Origin of the sequence: Bacillus nitratireducens (assembly GCF_036320425.1) — a bacterium.
GTDB lineage: Bacteria > Bacillota > Bacilli > Bacillales > Bacillaceae_G > Bacillus_A > Bacillus_A nitratireducens.
On the sequence record NZ_JAUMJO010000002.1, the window covers coordinates 1,034,340 to 1,052,107 of the forward strand.

The following is a 17,768-nucleotide window of genomic DNA, read 5'->3' on the forward strand; positions in this document are numbered from 1 at the left end:
ATATATATAATTTAAAAATCACTATTACGAACATGTAGGTTTCCTTATTTATTTGTTAGTTTTATCAGTAAAGTAGACTACATATCAACTTCAGATACTTGTTTATGATACAAGTAATCAAACAAAAGGAAGGCCATACAAAATGATTACACCATTATTAACAAGGCACTCTTTTAAGTACAAGAGATTATTAGCAGGTGGAGGAGATGTTGAAGATGTACAGACAGATAAACATATTCCATATGAACAAAATGAATTGCAGCAAACTCTAGAAAAATACGATTTGAAGGAGTTGAGTTATAAAAAGAAATATGTACATATTCATTATTGAAGTTATTAATAATAAAATGTATTATAGATAAGCGCAATTTATAATTCAAGTAAGTAGGAATGTGTATTCATAATAAATCAAACATTCAGAAATAACGTTATTATCTGGAAAACGAGGTGTAATTAATAGAAACGTTACATATTAAATGATATGGATTGTATAGTTTAAAAGACTTTTACAGTAGAGAAGAAGCTTTTAAGAAGGTTATAAACAAAGAAATATTGCTCTATGTTGAAAAAAATAAAAGCGCTTTATACAAAAGATAAGGGGGCTTCATAAAGAATCGTTTTGTCATGAAAGCGAATTAAAGGTTAGATTAGGAATAATAGAATTCCCTAGTGACGAAAGTTATTCTGAAAAGAAGATGAAATCTCTTTTGGTTTCACTGCATATCCATTAGAAAGCGCAAACTAAAGAGGGCAGTTGATTTTAAAAATTATAAATCGGTGAAGAAGAGGCTTATTAATCTTTAATTTATTAAACTATTTTTGAATAACATATATCAGATACTTGAAAACGCACAAACCTTAATATTTTCATTATTTAATAAAAATATTAAGATTCTTAGGAAGAATACGTAAAGATTAGTTGCGAAAATAAACACGGAGGTTTGAAAAATGGGACAAGGAAGCAGGTTTCAAGCAAAACAACAAAATCGTCGTAATAAGGGGATATTTAATATCGCATTTAGTGTGGTAATAGTAACAGTTGGCATAGTGACGTATCAGTTGTTTTTCACTTCTGATACATCAAAGAAAGCAATTGCTCAAGAAAAGAAAGTAACAAAGATAGAAGAGAAGAAGAACGAAGATAAAGAAGCAGCAAAGATAGAAGAGAAGGAGAACGAAGATAAAAAGGCGACAAAGATAGAAGAGAAGAAGAACGAAGATAAAGAAGCAGCAAAGATAGAAGAGAAGGAGAACGAAGATAAAAAGGCGACAAAGGTAGAAGAAAAGAAAAACGAAGATAAAGAAACAGCACATTTAGAAGAGAAACAAAAAATAGAAGAACCTGTAAAAACGAACGAAAATGAAAATAAAGAGGGAGAAAAAACGATATCTCAAGAAAAGGGTTCTCAAACTAATTCTTCTTGGAAGGCAATTGGTACAGAGCAAGGAGCAAAACCTGCAATGCAATTTAAAGAAGGAACAGTAGATTGGAATGAGATGAAAAAAGCAATTTCTTATGCTGTTGATGTTCCAGAGAGTCAATTGATTTTTGATTTTATTGGGAATAATGGTAATAATAAAGCCTACGGTAATGTACGAGATAAGCAAAGTAATAAAAAATATAAGATTGATATTGATTGGGTAGAGAATCAGGGCTGGAAACCAGTATCTGTTCAAGTGGTAAAATAAATAAGCAAAATGTAAATGCTCTCCTCTCTTGTTGTGAGCGACTAAGCTATTATAGTCTAGATAAAATAAACTTGGTTCTATATGATGTTTGAGTTGACACTCTCATGCCTAAAGGGGCAAGCTGACTAACATCAGTAGGATTCTTGCTACCAAAGGCGAATTCCATTTCTGGTATCGCTGACGTGCAAGGTTGGGGTGTGCCATCACCACACTTACGACAGACCGTATAGGTTCGTGTTCAGATGTTTTAGTGTCTTGTTCTTTACAACATATATCATTTTACCGATAGCATGAATTTGGCGTCATCTCAAACGAATGAATAACTCATGGAGAGTGGACGAAACATACATAAAAATAAAAGGACGGTGGATGTATTTATATTGTGCCGTTGATTCTGAAGGAAACACGATTGACTTTTATTTGAGTAAATCTAGAAATTATAAGGCTGCAAAGTGCTTTTTCAAGAAAGCTTTGCAGTCTTTTCATGTTTCAAAGCCTCGTGTTATAACAGGCGATAAGAGTCCTGCTTATCCAATTGCTATCGAACAGTTGAAGGAAGAAAAAAGGATATCAATGGGCACCAAAACCCGAAGGATAAAATATTTAATTAACATAGTAGAACAAAATCATCGTTTTATCATTTTAGCCAAGAAGAATCCTTCCTCAAGGAACGCGAAGTGAGTAGGCGGGAAATTAATAGCATATTATACCGCTATTATTTACCTAATTTTCAAGAAATAGAGGTGATTGTAGGTGACTAAACCTTTCGAAAAAAATAGTCGTTATATGGTTGGATTGGACAGTCTAAGGGGCCTAGCTATACTAGGTGTTATTTTGTATCATATTAATTTTAATTGGATGCCTGGAGGATTTTTAGGGGTTACTGTATTTTTTGTACTCTCAGGTTATTTAATTACAGATATTCTAGCGATGGAGTGGAAGAGAAATAAGAGAATTGATTTGAAGAAATTCTGGCTTAGTAGGGCAAGGAGATTGCTTCCAGCAATGTTTGTTATGCTCGTTATAACGTTGGCCTGGATTACGATTTTTCATAGCTCTTTACTTGAGAAAATGCGTGGAGATTCATTAGCGGCGTTATTTTATGTTAGTAACTGGTGGTATATTTATCATAAATTATCGTACTTTGATAATTTTAACCAGCTTTCTCCATTGAATCATTTTTGGTCGTTAGCAGTTGAGGAACAATTCTATGTTGTCTGGCCGTTTATCATTAGTTTAGGGCTTTACCACATAAAAAAACAATCCCGTATGATTTTATTGATTTGTCTGGGAGCTGTTGCTTCAGCTTTAGCGATGGCAATTTTGTATGAACCTGGAGCTGATCCGAGTAGAATTTATTATGGCACAGATACGAGGGCCTTTTCCTTACTTATTGGAGCGGCACTTGCCTTAATTTGGCCAAGCAATAGGCTTGCAAATAAAATTATTCCAAAGGCGCGTCTCATTCTTGATGTAGTGGGAGGAACTGCTCTTATTATTATTTTGCTTATGTTTTGGAAGACGAATCAATATGATCCGTTTCTATACAATGGAGGAATGGTTCTCTTATCAATTGCAACAGCATTGTTAGTGGCAAATCTTGCTCATCCAGCGAGCCGTATCGCTCAATTTTTACGATTTAGACCTTTACGTTGGATAGGAATAAGGTCCTATGGCATATATCTTTGGCATTATCCAATTCTTACATTGACGACTCCAAAAGTAAATGCTGGAGATTTTTCACTAATAAGAGCAATTCTTCAATTTATTCTAATTATAATGATTGCGCAAATTTCATGGAAGTATATTGAAAAACCAATCCGACAAGGTGCGCTCCGAAATATTCAATTTAAGAATTTAAGGCTTCAAAATGTCGCTTTAAGTGTTAAGTTAGCTTTAATTTGTGCAGTATTCGTTTCGTCAATAGCCGTTTTTGGGTTATCAAAAGTTAGTAAGGCTAAGGAGAATCCTCAACTAGATAAGGTGGAAGCAGTACAAACACAACCAGCGAAACATCCAGTTGCAATTCGGGAAAATCCAGCTCAAGAGACGCCCAAAAATCAAGAAGAATCAAAAGAAGTAAATTCTGTGCAACCTAAAAGTTCTCCCAACGTTACAGCGATAGGCGATTCCGTTATGATTGATATTGCTCCATATTTAAAAAATGCTTTTCCTGATATTAGGATTGATGCACAAATTGGTCGCCAGCTGTCAAAAGCGATTCCTGTAGTTGAACAGTTAAAAAATGAAGGGAATTTAGGAAACTATGTCATTATTGGGTTAGGTACAAATGGAGCCTTTACTACGGAGCAACTTGTATCATTAATAGAATTAATTGGAAATGAACGTAAAATGATATTTATTAATACGAGGGTACCACGTCCGTGGGAATCAATCGTGAATGAGAGATTGAAAGTGACAGCATCTAAATATCCGAATGTAAATCTAGTCGATTGGTATGTAGCAAGTGCTGGAAAGAGAGACTACTTTGCACCTGATGGTGTGCATTTAACCAAATTAGGTGCAGAAGCATACGCAGCACTTGTAGTCAAAGCTGTGAATCAATAATTCGATATGCTTTATAAACTTCTATTGCAAAGTTAATTGAAATATAAAAGATTTATGGTTGAGAAAGACAAAATTTTTACAGTCATCAATAATTAATGATTTCGATGCCTGTTACTATACGTGAGTCATGACGTAGGCTTTGAAATCCTGTGGATTTGGAAAAGTGTCTGTCGCTATACATGTCGATGGTCATGTTCAGTGAAATTATTAATAGGAAGAAAGAATGTAGCTTCCTAACTTTAAAAATAAGCCCAAGGAATTATTTAATTCTTTGGGCTTATTTTTGAATCAGAATTGGGTATCGTTAGAGAGTTAGAGAGAAGGTGAAAGGAGGTTAGTAGATTAATTTCTTTCACCTTTTTATCTCAGGTATAGATAGATCGGGGTAAATGGCCAGCTGATGTTGAAGATTGTTGGAAGGAGTTAGATGAATTGCATGTGCTTGTATGCCAGATTATGCAAAAGGTATATCTGAAGTCCTAAAAAATACTTTTGAGAAAGGATTCTCTATTGGGAAATGTAAAGGTATAAAACAGGAACTTCAGGTGAGAGATGAATGTTTGGCAAGCGTAAGTCTAGGTTTTTTAGTATACTATATGTATCCTATAAAATGTGAGGTATAGCCTACAAGAGTATATTGTAAAGGCAGTGAATATAGTATGTATAAAATCGGATTAGTCGGTCTAAAAAGTTCTATAGAGCAAATTTTAAGCATGGTAGAAGAATTCAAACATGATTTGGAATTTATCCCTTATACTTATGAAAAAATAGAGGAGATAGAGCAAATTGTAATTGAACACGTTCCCCATGTCCATGCATGGCTTTTTTCAGGGCCACTTCCCTATGAAATTGCAAAAAAATATATAGGCACCGATAAAATAATGGTTTATGTTCCTGCAACAGAATCAGGTTTGTATAAATCTCTATTAGAGATGGTCTATGAACAAGGGAGAATTATTGAGAAACTAAGTATCGATACTATGTCTTTAAATAATATTAGTGAAGAAGCTTTATCACAGTTACATATAAAGAAACCACAGATTTATACGAAAGTATTTGATTTGGATATTGATATGGAGGAATTATTGAATTTTCATATGGATTTATGGGAAAAAGGTAAAACATCAGGAGCCTTAACTTGTTTCCCATCAGTATGTGATTCTCTAAGAGAGCATGGAATCCCATCTTACAAGATGTCGATGAGTAAGATGGAAATTCGACAGACGCTTAGAATACTTTCTGAGAAAGTAAAAGCCTCCTATTTTAAAGATGCACAAATTGGTGTCGAAATCATTGAAATTGAGTATTTTAATAAAGTTGCGGAGGAAATGAAGACTCCATATCATTTGCAATATTTGGAGATTAGATTGAAAGAAATATTGATTCAGCTTGGTGAAACAATTAAAGGGTCTTTTTCAGATAAGGGAAACGGTAGATATATGATTTTTAGTTCTCGTGGCGCAATCGAAAGAGAAATACAGATGCTGCAAGATGCCGTTCAGAAATTAGCGTTTGAAGCAGATACAACTGTTGCCGTTGGAATTGGCTTTGGTGAGACTGCATATTCGGCAGAAATTAATGCTTTTCGTGCAATTCAGCATTCTAAGGGAATGAAGAAGCGTGGGATTGTAATCGTTCAAGATGATGGTAAAATTGTTGAATCGCCGGGTGATAAAAAAGAATTATGCTTTACAAGTCGTACCCAAAGTGAAGTCCTTTTAGAGAAATTAAAAAAAGGGAATATCAGTGTGAAAACGTACAAAAAAATATCGGCCCTTATAGATAAAATGAAATGGAGTTGCTTCACAACAAAGGAATTAGCGGCACATCTTGAGATGACAGAACGGAATGTGAGACGTATTGTTACGGATATGTGTGAAGTTGATTTGGCACAATGTATTGGTCAAGAGACCTATGCTACACGTGGAAGACCAAGTAAAATTTATCGATTGTTATAAGCATCCATTAGGGTGCTTATTTGTTTTGTAATGAATATAATATTTATTCGTCTGAAAATATTGAAATTTATAAAAATAACTAATATACTTTATTTAAGGAATTTTTTCCTTAAATAAACCGAAAATAAAATTTCTAATGAAATTTAAATTGAAAAGGAGCTGAAATATGTGTCTCAAATAGAAAGAATTCATAATTTAATTGAAAATATTCAAGGCGAAGTTGTTAGATGGAGGAGACATTTACACAAATACCCTGAACTATCATTTCAAGAAGAAAATACTGCACAATTTGTTTTTGAAACGCTACAAACTTTTGGTAATTTAGAAATTTCGCGCCCGACAAAAACAAGTGTTATGGCCCGCTTAATTGGTAATCAACCAGGAAAGGTAATTGCATTAAGAGCAGATATGGATGCGCTTCCAATTGTGGAGGAGAATGATTTTGATTTTGTGTCACAGAAGATAGGCGTAATGCATGCTTGTGGACATGATGGACATACGGCAATACTACTGGGTACGGCATGGGTTCTTACACAATTAAAAAATCAAATTGAAGGGGAGGTGCGTTTTATATTTCAACACGCTGAAGAACTCCCACCTGGTGGTGCTCAAGAACTAGTGCAAGCTGGTGTGCTAAATGGAGTAGATATGATTATTGGAAGTCATCTTTCGTCGGCGCTTCCTTTGGGGAAGATTGGCTTGAGTTACGGTCCAATGATGGCTGGAGCAGATACTTTTAATATTAAGGTGTTGGGTGAAGGAGGACACGCATCGCAACCTGAATTAACCATTGACCCCATTGTAATTGGGACTCAGATTGTTACCAATCTCCAACACATTGTTTCGAGATATCGAGATGCTCAGGAAACGCTTGTAATTTCAGTGACTCAGTTTAATGCGGGAGGTGCGATTAATGTTATCCCAGATAAGATAAGTATTGGGGGATCTGTTAGAAGTTTTAATCCGGAACTGAGAGAAAAGGTTCCAACTTTTATCGAACGAATAGTAAAAGGAATTACAGAAGCGCATGGAGCTACATATGAATTCAATTATCAGTTTGGCTATGCTCCGACTATAAATAATGAAGAAGTAACAAGATTGATGGATGAGACAGTATGTGAAATATTTAGTGAAAACAATCGAGAGATTTTAAAACCAATTATGGGGAGTGAAGATTTCTCTGCCTATCAACATATGACTCCAGCATCTTATATTTTTATAGGGGCTCGTAATGAAGAAAAAGGAATTATCTATCCTCACCATCATCCAAAATTTACTATTGATGAACAAGCTTTACAATATGGAGTACAGTTATTTGTGCACGGTACTTATAAGATGTTAAACCTAGCGTATTAGGGGGATAAAAGTATGAAAATCATACATTGGCTTAGCATTATTCCATTTTTGGGATTTATTGCAGGTGCTTTATTTACAAATAAGGTGAGTCCTTATGTTTTTGGAATGCCATTCTTCCACTTTTGGATTGTACTCTGGTCACTTATAACCACAGCTATCTTAGCGATTATTTATAAAATAGATCCTGTTAACCAGAAAGGGGATTCAAAATGAATATTGCCGTGTTTTTCATTTTATGTTTTTTCGTCATCCCCATTTTGATTAGTATTCGTGCTAAAAAAGGACAAGAAATGGATTTAGAGCAATGGTCGGTTGGAGGTCGTGGAATGGGAGCCCTGTTGATTTTCCTTCTGTCTGCAGGCGAAATGTATACTACCTTTACCTTTTTAGGGGCAAGTGGTTCAGCTTATGGGGAGGGAGGCTCTATCTTTAGTATTATAACATACGGTTGTTTAGCAACAGTAATCTCCTACTGGACCTTTCCTGTTATTTGGAGGTATGCAAAGAAACATAATTTAGTTTCACAATCGGACTTTTTTGTTAAAAAATATCAAAGTCCTTATCTTGGGGTACTTGTTGCAGTTATTGGTGTTATAGCCTGTACATGCTATTTAGTGCTGCAATTGAAGGGACTAGGATATATCGTTTCTGCAACATCTTACGGTGCCATATCTTCTACAACAGCCATTTGGTTTGGAGCGATAGGGGTAACTATTTTTGTAATGGTTTCCGGTATTCATGGCTCTGCACAAACATCGATCCTAAAGGATATTCTGATTCTTGGGATTGTCGTATTTTTAGGGATTTATTTTCCTACTCATTATTATGGTGGGATTCAACCTATGTATGAGGCAATTGAAAAAGTAAAACCGAACTTTACCATACTACCTGAACAGGGAATGAGTATATCATGGTATATATCGACGGTAATATTAAGTTCTATTGGATTTTATATGTGGCCACATGGTTTTTCCCCCATTTTTGCTGCATCAAGTGAAAAAGCATTACGAAAAAATGCAATTTTAATGCCAATGTATCAATTAATTTTACTATTTGCCTTTTTCGTCGGATTTGCTGCAATCTTACGGATGCCAGGATTAAGAGGTAGTGATATTGATTCTATTTTGCTGCAACTGTCTAAACAAGCTTTTGATCCGTGGTTTGTTGGGGTAATTGGCGGAGCGGGAGTGTTAGCAGCACTAGTACCAAGTTCATTATTATTAATGGCAATATCAACATTGCTTGCCAAAAATATATATCAAGTATTTAATCCATCTGTAACGGAAAAACAGCTTGGAAAATTGGTAAAATACTTAGTTCCGTTTATTTCTCTTGTGGGAATTTACTTGACCTTTAAAGGAGGGAATACCCTGTTTAGTCTAGCTCTAATTGCTTATAATTTCATTACGCAACTCGCTCCAGCATTTTTTGCGAGTTTGATGAGAAAGAACTTTGTGACTAAACAAGGGGCTTTTGCTGGGATTATTACAGGCGGATTGTTAGTCTCAATTATGGACTTAGGAAACCTCGGTATTGGCAAAATATTCCCTGATTTTCCTCAGGTAATTAAAGATTTGAATGAAGGAATTATCGCTTTATTTGTGAATATTGTAGTTTTAGTAATAGTCAGTTTGATGACCAAAAATATTTCAAATGTTCATCGGGACAAGACAACTGTAATAGAGAGTAAGATCTAATTTAATAGAAAAGGTAATCCCTGTAAATATATCGAAAAAGTCCCTAAGTTAGATTGGGGACTTTTTTAGTGCTAGATAGATACAAGAGTAAAAACGTTAAGATAGTAAATACGGTTCTGGTGCAAAAACTCTAGGGAAATTGCAACGAATCTCTAAATCTTGGACATAATAATAGTACAACTCTATAAAAGGTGTGTGATCAGTATGGAAAAGGAAAAAATGTTCAAACGGAAGCAATATCAGCCTGATATTATCTTATTAACGGTACAATCTAAGTTTTCGTGATTTGGTAGAAATGATGGACGAACGAGGTTTGTCTATTGCTCACACCACCATTATGCGTTGGGTGCATCAATATGGACCTGAATTAGATGAAAGAGTACGACGTCATCTTAAGACGACAAATGATTCCTAGAGAGTCGATGAAACGTATGTGAAAGTAAAAGGTCAATGGATGTATTTATATCGCGCAGTCGATTCAGAAGGGAATACCATTGATTTTTATCTAAGTGAATCAAGAGATAAACAAACAGCCAAGCGCTTTTTCAAGAAAGCCTTGGCTGCTTCTCAGATTTGTAAACCTCGTGTTATAACAGTAGACAAAAAACCAGCCTATCCCGTAGTGATTCAAGAGCTAAAAGAAGAGAAACGTATGCCTGAAGGCATACAAATAAGGCAAGTTAAGTATCTCAATAATATAGTGGAACAGGATCACCGTTTCATTAAGAAACGTGTGCGTTCTATGTTAGGATTCAAGTCGTATGAAACATCCACTTTTATATTGAGTGGCGTTGAAGCCATGCACATGATGAAAAAGGACAACTTCACCCACAGGTGAAGTCTGTCCAAAATGAAGTCGGATTCATATATAAGTTGTTTGGAATTGGATCATAATCTGTAATTGAACAATCCATGTAGGTTCTATGTCTCTATCAAATGGTTTTTGCACCAGAACCATTTTATTATTTTAGTCAATTCATCTCCCACCTACTCACTTCGCGTTCCTTGAGGAAGGAGTCTTCTGGGCTAAAATGATAAAGAGTATTAAAAAGGTTGAGAGGAAAATCGGAATGAAGGAATTTTGGGGAATTAAAGTTATTGTTGTAAACGAATATTCTGCGGAAACAGTTAAGAATATAGCGAATTATTTATTCAAGATGGCTCAGAAATGAGTCATCTTTTTTATTTGTAAAAAATAGGCCCTAAATTCGTAACAATCTTGTGTGTGAAAATAAAAAACCATCTTAGATAAGATAGTTTCTTTACTTATTTATTGAATTAAAATATTTTTACCATGGATTCTCTCTGCAAGCACTTTGACAGAACAAGGGACTATGACGATTCCTTATGCACTGGGCTTAGCACTCTGGATCTATTGGGAAAATGGAAGAATAAACTGTTGGCTGTAAGTAGGAGTTGTACCCGTAAGCCCAAGGTTTACCATAAGGTGCCATAGGTGCAGATGTTGTTGGTATTGAGTGAAGGTTGTATCCGTAAAAATTGACACTAGATGGATTCATACGACATATATCTTCACATTCAAACCTATATCCACCTTTCATAATGCAATCCCATACACAATCTTCAAATGTTTGACGATACAAAGACAGTCACTCCTTATTTTAATCCTATTGCTCTCGATATTATATTTATTTGTATATTTTTGGACAATTGTCCATGCGTATTTGGGTGGTTGTTAAAGATACATAGCAAAGCTTATGATGTTGCAGGACTTGAAGATGGTAACAAACGAAAGGACCCCAAAATAGTCCCTAGAAAACTGCATAACGTATTCAAAAAAAATCGAATTAGATAGGAACTTATGTATTGGATAAAAGGTTAATAACTTGAGCAAAAAGAACTGGGTATTTACATACTTAACATACATATTAGTTTTGTTAATTAAGGTTTTTTTTGGAAATTTGTAAATAGTTAATGTGATTAAAAACTTGAAAAACATTAAAATGTGTAAATTTTTTGACTCTTTAATTAAATTGGTTTAATATTTGTAATTTTTTGTTTTATAATGATACTCGGGTTGGTCGTGAATGTTTTAGATATTGCGATATGCAATCGGATTAATTTATTTTAGGGAGGTTTCAAAATTGGGCAAGAGAGTTATTATAAGAGTTTTTACATTATTATCAGTACTAGCATTATGCCTTAATGTGTTTTTACCAAGGGCTAGTGCAGAGGTTATGACGCATGAAAAATATTCAATGGACTGGAGCTATAGTAATAGCCTAGGTAAGTACATCCGAACAGAAATTATTAAAAATTCAAGCGGTCAAATTGCTTATTGCTTAACTCTTGGATTAAAATCTCCAAATGGTGAAGATCTTCCTGAAATGGGGAAGACGGATAATGTAGTATATAGGGTACTATTAAATGGTTTCCCGCAAAAAAGTGTAGAACAACTGGGGGTAGCGAATCAGAATGAAGCACATTATGCAACTCAGCTTGCGGTTTGGAATGCATTAGGTCAACTTGATGTAAATGAATTAAAGCATGAAAATAAAAATGTTGAAAAAGCGGCTAAGACAATTATTAATGCTGCAAATACAAGTGAAGATACTCAAGATATTTTTATGAATGTGATTCCTGCTGAAAAGCAAAAGGCAGAACTAAAGGGTGAGTTCTTTGAAACAAACCTATACACAGTACAAACAAATGCTAAGAGTGGTTCTTATAAAGTAGTGGCGAAAAATGCACCTAATGGAGTTAAAATTGTTAGTGAAAATGGAGAAGTGAAAGATCAGCTTTCAGTTGGGGAAAAATTCCGTATCCAAATTCCTAAAGATACACAAACAGGTGAATTTAATCTAAGTGTTGCTGCAAACTTAACAAAAGTTCAAGCAATTGCTTACCGCGGTACGGATACTGTTCAGAATGCTACAGTACTATTAGAAAGAAATGAAGAAAAGCTTAGTAGTGACCTTGCAGTAAATTGGGAAGCTGCTGGTTCTTTAAAAATTAAAAAGGTTGGAGAAAATGGAGAAGTATTAGCTGGTGCGGTATTTGAGGTCTTTAATGCAAATAATGAATCAGTTGGAAAAATCACAACTGGTGCTGATGGTACTGCAGGATTAAATAATCTACCAATTGGTACTTATACTGTAAAAGAAATAAAAGCGCCAACAGGCTATGTTTTAGGAGATAAACCACAAACTATTGAGGTTAAGACAGGAGAAACAGGAGCTGTTCAAATAGTAAACAACAAGGCAAAAGGGAACATTGAAATAAAAAAACTTAGTGATTCAGGTAAAGTGCTACCTAATGTTGAATTCACTGTTTTTACTGAAGATGGAAAAGAAGTGAAAAAGGCAGTAACAAAAGAAAATGGAATTGCAAATGTTGAAGGCCTTACATTTGGTAAGTATTATTTCTTAGAGACAAAAACACCAAATGGATATATTGGAAATAAAACAAAGTATCCTTTTGAAATTAAAGAGCACAATAAAACACTTACTTTTACAGTAGAAAACACTGAAGTAAAAGGTAGTGTAAAACTATTAAAAGTAGATAATGAGGATATAAGTAAAAAATTAGAAGGTGCAGTATTCGAGTTAAAAGATGCAAGTGGAAAAGTAATTGGGGATTATAAGACAGATAAAAATGGCGAGATTAACGTTAAAGATTTAGCGTATGGTAAGTATTCATTTGTAGAAAAGACTTCTCCAAATGGTTACGTTCTTGTCACAGAACCAATTGTGTTCGAAATAAAGGAACATGGAAGAATTATTGAGCTATTAGCAGTTAATCATCTTATCAAAGGTGATCTGGAAATTACAAAGGTAGATGTAGCTGATGGAAACAACAAGCTTCCAAATGCAGAATTTACGATTTATAACGAAGCAGGGAAAGAAGTAGTAAAAGGTAAAACAGATGATAAAGGTATCGCTAAATTTGAAAAGTTACCATTTGGAAAATACACGTATAAAGAAACTGTTGCACCAAAAGGTTATATCTTAAATGAAGAGACGTTTTCTTTTGAAATCAAAGAGAATGGTCAAATTATTAAACACATCGTCAAAGATGAGAAGATTCCTTCAATTAAAACAATAGCAACTGATAAAAAAGATGGTACAAAAGAAATGCACACGTCTAAGTCTGTAACAATCCAAGATAAAGTGGAATACAAAGACCTACAAGTAGGTAAAGAGTACACTTTAAAAGGTAAATTAATGGATAAAGAGACTAATAAGCCATTAGTTGTAAATGGTAAAGAAGTAACTGCTGAAACTAAGTTTACACCAAAAGAAGCAAACGGTTCTATTACACTAGATTTCACTTTTGATGCAACTGGTTTAGAAGAAAAAGAAGTAGTAGTATTCGAAGAGTTACTGAAAGACGGAAAAGTTGTTACTACACATGTTGATATCAATGATAAAGGTCAAACAGTTAAGTTCGTTAAGCCGTCAGTAAAAACAACAGCTACAAACAAAGCTGATGGTGGAAAAGAGATTCATTCAAAGGATTCTATCACTATTCAAGATAAAGTAGAGTATACTAACTTAGTTGTTGGTAAAGAGTACACTGTAAAAGGTAAATTAATGAACAAAGCTATTAACAAACCATTATTAATTGATGGTAAAGAAATAACAGCAGAGACTAAGTTCATTGCAAAAGAAAAGAATGGTTTTGTAACATTAGACTTTACTTTCGTTGGTGCTGAACAGCAAGGAAGAGAAGTAGTTGTGTTTGAAGACTTATTGCATGAAGGTCAAGTAATTGCAACTCACGCTGACATTAATGATAAAGGTCAAACAGTTCGATTTGTAGAGCCTTCAATAAAAACAACAGCTACAAACAAAGCTGATGGTTCTAAAGAATTAGACGCTACAAAATCTATAACTATCCAAGATAAAGTGGAATACAAAGACTTAATCGTGGGTAAAGAGTACGTTGTAAAAGGCAAACTAATGGATAAAGCAACAAACAAACCATTATTAGTTGATGGTAAAGAAGTAACAGCAGAATCCAAGTTTACTACAAAAGAAAAAAATGGTTCTATCACATTAGACTTCATATTTAATGCTTCTGCATTACAAGGTAAAGAAGTAGTTGTGTTTGAAGAACTGTATCAAGATAATGTCTTAGTTGCTATTCACGTTGACATTGAAGATAAGGGTCAAACAGTGAAATTTAAAGCGGCAAAACCGGAACAACCTAAATCAGAACAGCCGAATTCAGATAAAAATACTCCAACATCAGAGCAACCTAAAGAGCAAGTAAAAGAACAACCACAACCTAAGAAAGAAATTCAATCTAAAATTGGATGGTTACCGCAAACAGGTACTAACCTTACAAGTTGGATCTCTATGGCTACAGGCGCATTACTGTTAATTGTTGGTGGGGTGATTTTTTTAAAACGTAAAAATGCATAGAAATTAAAAAGATAAGCACATCTGTTTTTTAACAAGATGTGCTTATCTTTTTACATTTATTTTTGATCCAGAATGAAAATTGAAACCAAAAAATTAGCTAAAATTAAAGAGGATTTTAATAAAGATTTGGTTTTAGAGCCATTCCCACAACTATTATTTTTATCAAGGTTATTAAAACAAGAACTGGACAACATGGAGAATTTTATTAAATGCTCAAAATAAAGATAATACTCCATTAAGGAGTACCGCGACATTACCATCAAGCTAAGCTTTTAAAGTACCCCCTAAATGGAAATTTTGTGTTTTTTATAGTACCGAAGTTCATTTTTATCGTTTTGGGGAAGAATGCGTTTCTTAACTTGATAGCGATGTGACGTGACCCCAACGATTAATAGAAGCTTCTTATCTTTCTTATTCAAAAGTTCCCTTCACTATCGGAACTTTATTGTCTACCATAAACTTTCCTTTTGCAATGACGCTGTGAATGTCCAACGTTCTTTTTTCTAACAATACGATGTCAGCATCCTTCCCGGTTTGGATACAGCCCTTACTTGAAAGTTTCAGCAATTGTGCGGGATTCGTGGTAATGACTTCTAGTGCCGTTTCTAACGGAATACCTTCCACTAAAACAGATTCTCGTACTTCGTGAAATAGCGAAGATACTTTTCCGACTTGAAGGCCTGCATACTCCCCATTGTTGTCAAAGAAGGGGAGGCTGGCCTGTCCATCTGAGGAGAAGGTGATGTGTCCGACTGGGACCCCATCTTCAAGCATTATACGTAATGCCTCACTGCATTTCACTTCCCCGTCCTCCAAAAATTGAGGAGTAGTACTTGTAGTAAAGTCTACGTAACCGCCTCGTTTTGCGTAATCAATACCCGACCTGAATAATTCTTCGTTTCGGTTTATATGTGTTGGATGGAAGTGCCGAATCGGAATGTTGGTTTTATCTGCAATTTCATGTAACAATGAAAGTTTTCCTTCTCCGTCCCCTACATGAACTTCTATTATGCCAGCTTTTCCTGACAGAATACCGCCATTGCGTGCGGCAGTGGCGACTTTAACTATTTCCTCAAATGTAGGTTCTGATGATCTATGGTCGGAGATAGCAATCTCTCCAACACCGATAATTTTGTCAATTAAAATAATATCATCTTCGATTTTTCCCGTTAGCGTTTTTACTGGCACTTGATAGGAGCCTGTGTGAATGAAACAAGAAACTCCCTCTTCTTCAAGTGCCCGCGCCTTGGCAAGCAGACTTTCCATTTTACGTGTTGTCCCGTCAGTACCGAGTAAACCGACTAGTGTTGTAATACCTGCAGTTGTAATATCAGTAAGCATCAGCTCAGGTGTGCGGGTTTTGAATCCGCCTTCTCCGCCTCCACCAATAATATGAACGTGTGAATCGATAAATCCTGGAACAACCAAAAGATTTGCCGCATCAATGACTAGAATAGGAGCAAAGTTGGTAGGAATTGCAATTCTATCATCTATGAATGCGATTTTATCATCTGCAATTAATATGTCTTTCCGTCCTAGGTAGTTGGGTGCGTATACTTCTCCATTTTTTATTAAGGTAATCAATTCTTGTCTCCTCCTGTCAATACTTTCCGTTTTATATCAGAATGGACCATATCCTATGAAGTGAGCTATGATAACAGCTACTAATCCGATGAGATAGTGAATGAACACAAGTGGCAGAATCCACTTTGCCCACTTTGTCCAAGAAATTCCTGCAATCGCCAAGCCTGCCATTAAGGTCGTAGCGGTCGGAAAAATCATATTTCCGATTCCGTCAGCAAAAGAGAAAGATAACACTGCAGTTTGGCGCGTAATGCCCAATAAGTCTGCAAGTGGCACCATAATCGGCATTGTCAGCATCGCATGACCAGTGCCAGATGCTAGAACAAAATGAATAAGAGCTTGGAAATTGTACATGCCAACAACACTTAAATAGTCCGGAATATGCTTAATTGATACAGATAATTGGTGCAGCATAGGGTCAACGATATGTCCCTCATTCAATACAACAAGAATGGCGCGCGATACACCGATAATCAAGGCACCACCGAGCAAGGATGCAGAGCCGTTGATAAAGGAGTTAACAATTTGATCTGCAGAGAGTTTTCCGATGATTCCAATTATTATTGTCAATAAAAGGAATAAAGATGTGATTTCTGTAATGTACCATTGGAATTTGATTACACCAAACGCCAAAACGATATAATTAATTACAAAAGCTCCTAAGATGAACTTATGTCTTGCTGTTAACTTCCCACTTGATTTCAGTAATTTTTCCGCGTCTTCTTTTGTATACTTTCCGTAGATTCCTACAGAAGGATTTTTCTTTACCTTCATTGCGTAACGATAGATATAAAGAACAGAAACAAGGTAGATGATAACAAATAAAATAAGGCGAAACACTATGCCTGAGAACATCGGTAATTCTGCGATTCCTTGTGCAAGCCCTACTGTGAAAGGATTCATGATGGCAGTTGTAAACCCTGACAATGCTCCTACTATGACGATAGCAGTTCCTGTAATTGCATCAAATCCCAGAGCCAACGCCAGTGGAATGATAAGAGGAAGATAAGCTAGTGTTTCTTCCGCCATCCCCATTAAAGAGCCACCTACAGCGAAAAACAGCGTCACGACAGGAATCAATAGTTTTTCACGCGTCGCCAACTTCCTAGCCATTGTAGCGATAAGCACATCAACCGTACCAGTTGCTCTTAAGACACCAAAAAATCCTCCGATAATCAATAAGAAAAATATAATATTGCCGGCTTCTACCATTCCTGTATGAACAGCTTTTATCATATCGAAAAATCCGACCGGAGCAGATTCTATTGATGTAAAAGAATTTGGGTCTACAGTAGTCCGGTTATTCACTTCAATCCGTGCATATTCTCCGGTCGGTAAAAAATAAGTTAATAGAGTCGCTATTACGAGAATGCCGAATAGCAATACAAAAACATTAATTTTTTTCTCTTTTTTTCCAAGTGAAACAGCCTGTTCTTGTAGTTGGCTCATATGTGTTCCTCCTTTGTATTTAAAATAAATGGATTGAAATAGAATGCTTACAAAAATACCGCTAATAGACCATGTTCTTT

11 protein-coding genes and 3 pseudogenes are annotated in these 17,768 nt (G+C 35.2%); 11 read left to right on the forward strand and 3 right to left on the reverse strand.

What is annotated here, in order from left to right; genetic code table 11:
- The first annotated feature begins 142 nt into the window (after nucleotides 1-142).
- The 10 genes and pseudogenes from Q3V31_RS11565 (at nucleotide 143) to Q3V31_RS11610 (ending at nucleotide 10,162) form a co-directional block, all read left to right on the forward strand.
- A complete protein-coding gene (locus tag Q3V31_RS11565; RefSeq protein ID WP_000632552.1) occupies nucleotides 143-331 on the forward strand; it encodes a hypothetical protein in 189 nt (62 codons plus the stop codon).
- A gap of 155 nt (nucleotides 332-486) precedes the next feature.
- Nucleotides 487-722, forward strand: a pseudogene (locus tag Q3V31_RS11570) (sodium:proton symporter); the annotation flags it as partial.
- 226 nt (nucleotides 723-948) lie between these two features.
- A complete protein-coding gene (locus tag Q3V31_RS11575) occupies nucleotides 949-1,689 on the forward strand; it encodes a YrrS family protein (RefSeq protein ID WP_000529728.1) in 741 nt (246 codons plus the stop codon).
- A 303-nt stretch (nucleotides 1,690-1,992) separates the two neighbouring features.
- Nucleotides 1,993-2,328 (forward strand): annotated as a pseudogene (locus tag Q3V31_RS11580) (IS6 family transposase); the annotation flags it as partial.
- Nucleotides 2,329-2,442: 114 nt separating this feature from the next.
- Complete coding sequence (locus Q3V31_RS11585; protein WP_145930528.1) at nucleotides 2,443-4,257, forward strand: acyltransferase family protein; 1,815 nt, start codon at nucleotides 2,443-2,445, stop codon at nucleotides 4,255-4,257.
- Nucleotides 4,258-4,916: 659 nt separating this feature from the next.
- A complete protein-coding gene (locus tag Q3V31_RS11590; RefSeq protein ID WP_000276611.1) occupies nucleotides 4,917-6,215 on the forward strand; it encodes a helix-turn-helix domain-containing protein in 1,299 nt (432 codons plus the stop codon).
- A gap of 168 nt (nucleotides 6,216-6,383) precedes the next feature.
- Nucleotides 6,384-7,571, forward strand: coding sequence for an amidohydrolase (locus Q3V31_RS11595; protein ID WP_090814377.1), 1,188 nt, complete (start codon nucleotides 6,384-6,386; stop codon nucleotides 7,569-7,571).
- A 12-nt stretch (nucleotides 7,572-7,583) separates the two neighbouring features.
- Nucleotides 7,584-7,784, forward strand: a complete 201-nt coding sequence (locus tag Q3V31_RS11600; RefSeq protein WP_000691319.1) for a DUF3311 domain-containing protein — start codon at nucleotides 7,584-7,586, stop codon at nucleotides 7,782-7,784.
- Nucleotides 7,781-9,268 (forward strand): sodium:solute symporter family protein, encoded by a 1,488-nt coding sequence (locus Q3V31_RS11605; RefSeq protein ID WP_001017592.1) that lies wholly within the window; start codon nucleotides 7,781-7,783, stop codon nucleotides 9,266-9,268. Before Q3V31_RS11600 ends, Q3V31_RS11605 begins: the two co-directional genes overlap by 4 nt.
- Before the next feature lie 204 nt (nucleotides 9,269-9,472).
- Nucleotides 9,473-10,162: pseudogene (locus Q3V31_RS11610) on the forward strand (IS6 family transposase).
- 464 nt (nucleotides 10,163-10,626) lie between these two features.
- Here Q3V31_RS11610 and Q3V31_RS11615 read toward each other — a convergent pair.
- On the reverse strand, nucleotides 10,627-10,872 hold the full coding sequence (locus Q3V31_RS11615) for a hypothetical protein (protein WP_000286236.1): 246 nt from the start codon (nucleotides 10,870-10,872) through the stop codon (nucleotides 10,627-10,629).
- A gap of 501 nt (nucleotides 10,873-11,373) precedes the next feature.
- Here Q3V31_RS11615 and Q3V31_RS11620 point away from each other — a divergent pair.
- A complete protein-coding gene (locus tag Q3V31_RS11620; protein WP_090814378.1) occupies nucleotides 11,374-14,655 on the forward strand; it encodes a VaFE repeat-containing surface-anchored protein in 3,282 nt (1,093 codons plus the stop codon).
- A 411-nt stretch (nucleotides 14,656-15,066) separates the two neighbouring features.
- Here the strand turns inward: Q3V31_RS11620 and iadA are convergent, their stop codons facing one another.
- Entirely contained in the window at nucleotides 15,067-16,239 is a 1,173-nt protein-coding gene (gene iadA / locus Q3V31_RS11625; protein ID WP_090814379.1) for a beta-aspartyl-peptidase, read from the reverse strand.
- 36 nt (nucleotides 16,240-16,275) lie between these two features.
- A complete protein-coding gene (locus Q3V31_RS11630; RefSeq protein WP_097872470.1) occupies nucleotides 16,276-17,688 on the reverse strand; it encodes a YfcC family protein in 1,413 nt (470 codons plus the stop codon).
- Between the last annotated feature and the right edge of the window lie 80 nt (nucleotides 17,689-17,768).

Excerpts from the sequence above, each read along its gene's own strand:
- Q3V31_RS11575 (WP_000529728.1), top strand. The coding sequence starts at position 949 with ATGGGACAAGGAAGCAGGTTTCAAGCAAAACAACAAAATCGTCGTAAT.
- Q3V31_RS11630 (WP_097872470.1), bottom strand. The coding sequence starts at position 17,688 with ATGAGCCAACTACAAGAACAGGCTGTTTCACTTGGAAAAAAAGAGAAA.
- Q3V31_RS11590 (WP_000276611.1), top strand. The coding sequence starts at position 4,917 with ATGTATAAAATCGGATTAGTCGGTCTAAAAAGTTCTATAGAGCAAATT.
- Q3V31_RS11600 (WP_000691319.1), top strand. The coding sequence starts at position 7,584 with ATGAAAATCATACATTGGCTTAGCATTATTCCATTTTTGGGATTTATT.
- Q3V31_RS11565 (WP_000632552.1), top strand. The coding sequence starts at position 143 with ATGATTACACCATTATTAACAAGGCACTCTTTTAAGTACAAGAGATTA.
- Q3V31_RS11605 (WP_001017592.1), top strand. The coding sequence starts at position 7,781 with ATGAATATTGCCGTGTTTTTCATTTTATGTTTTTTCGTCATCCCCATT.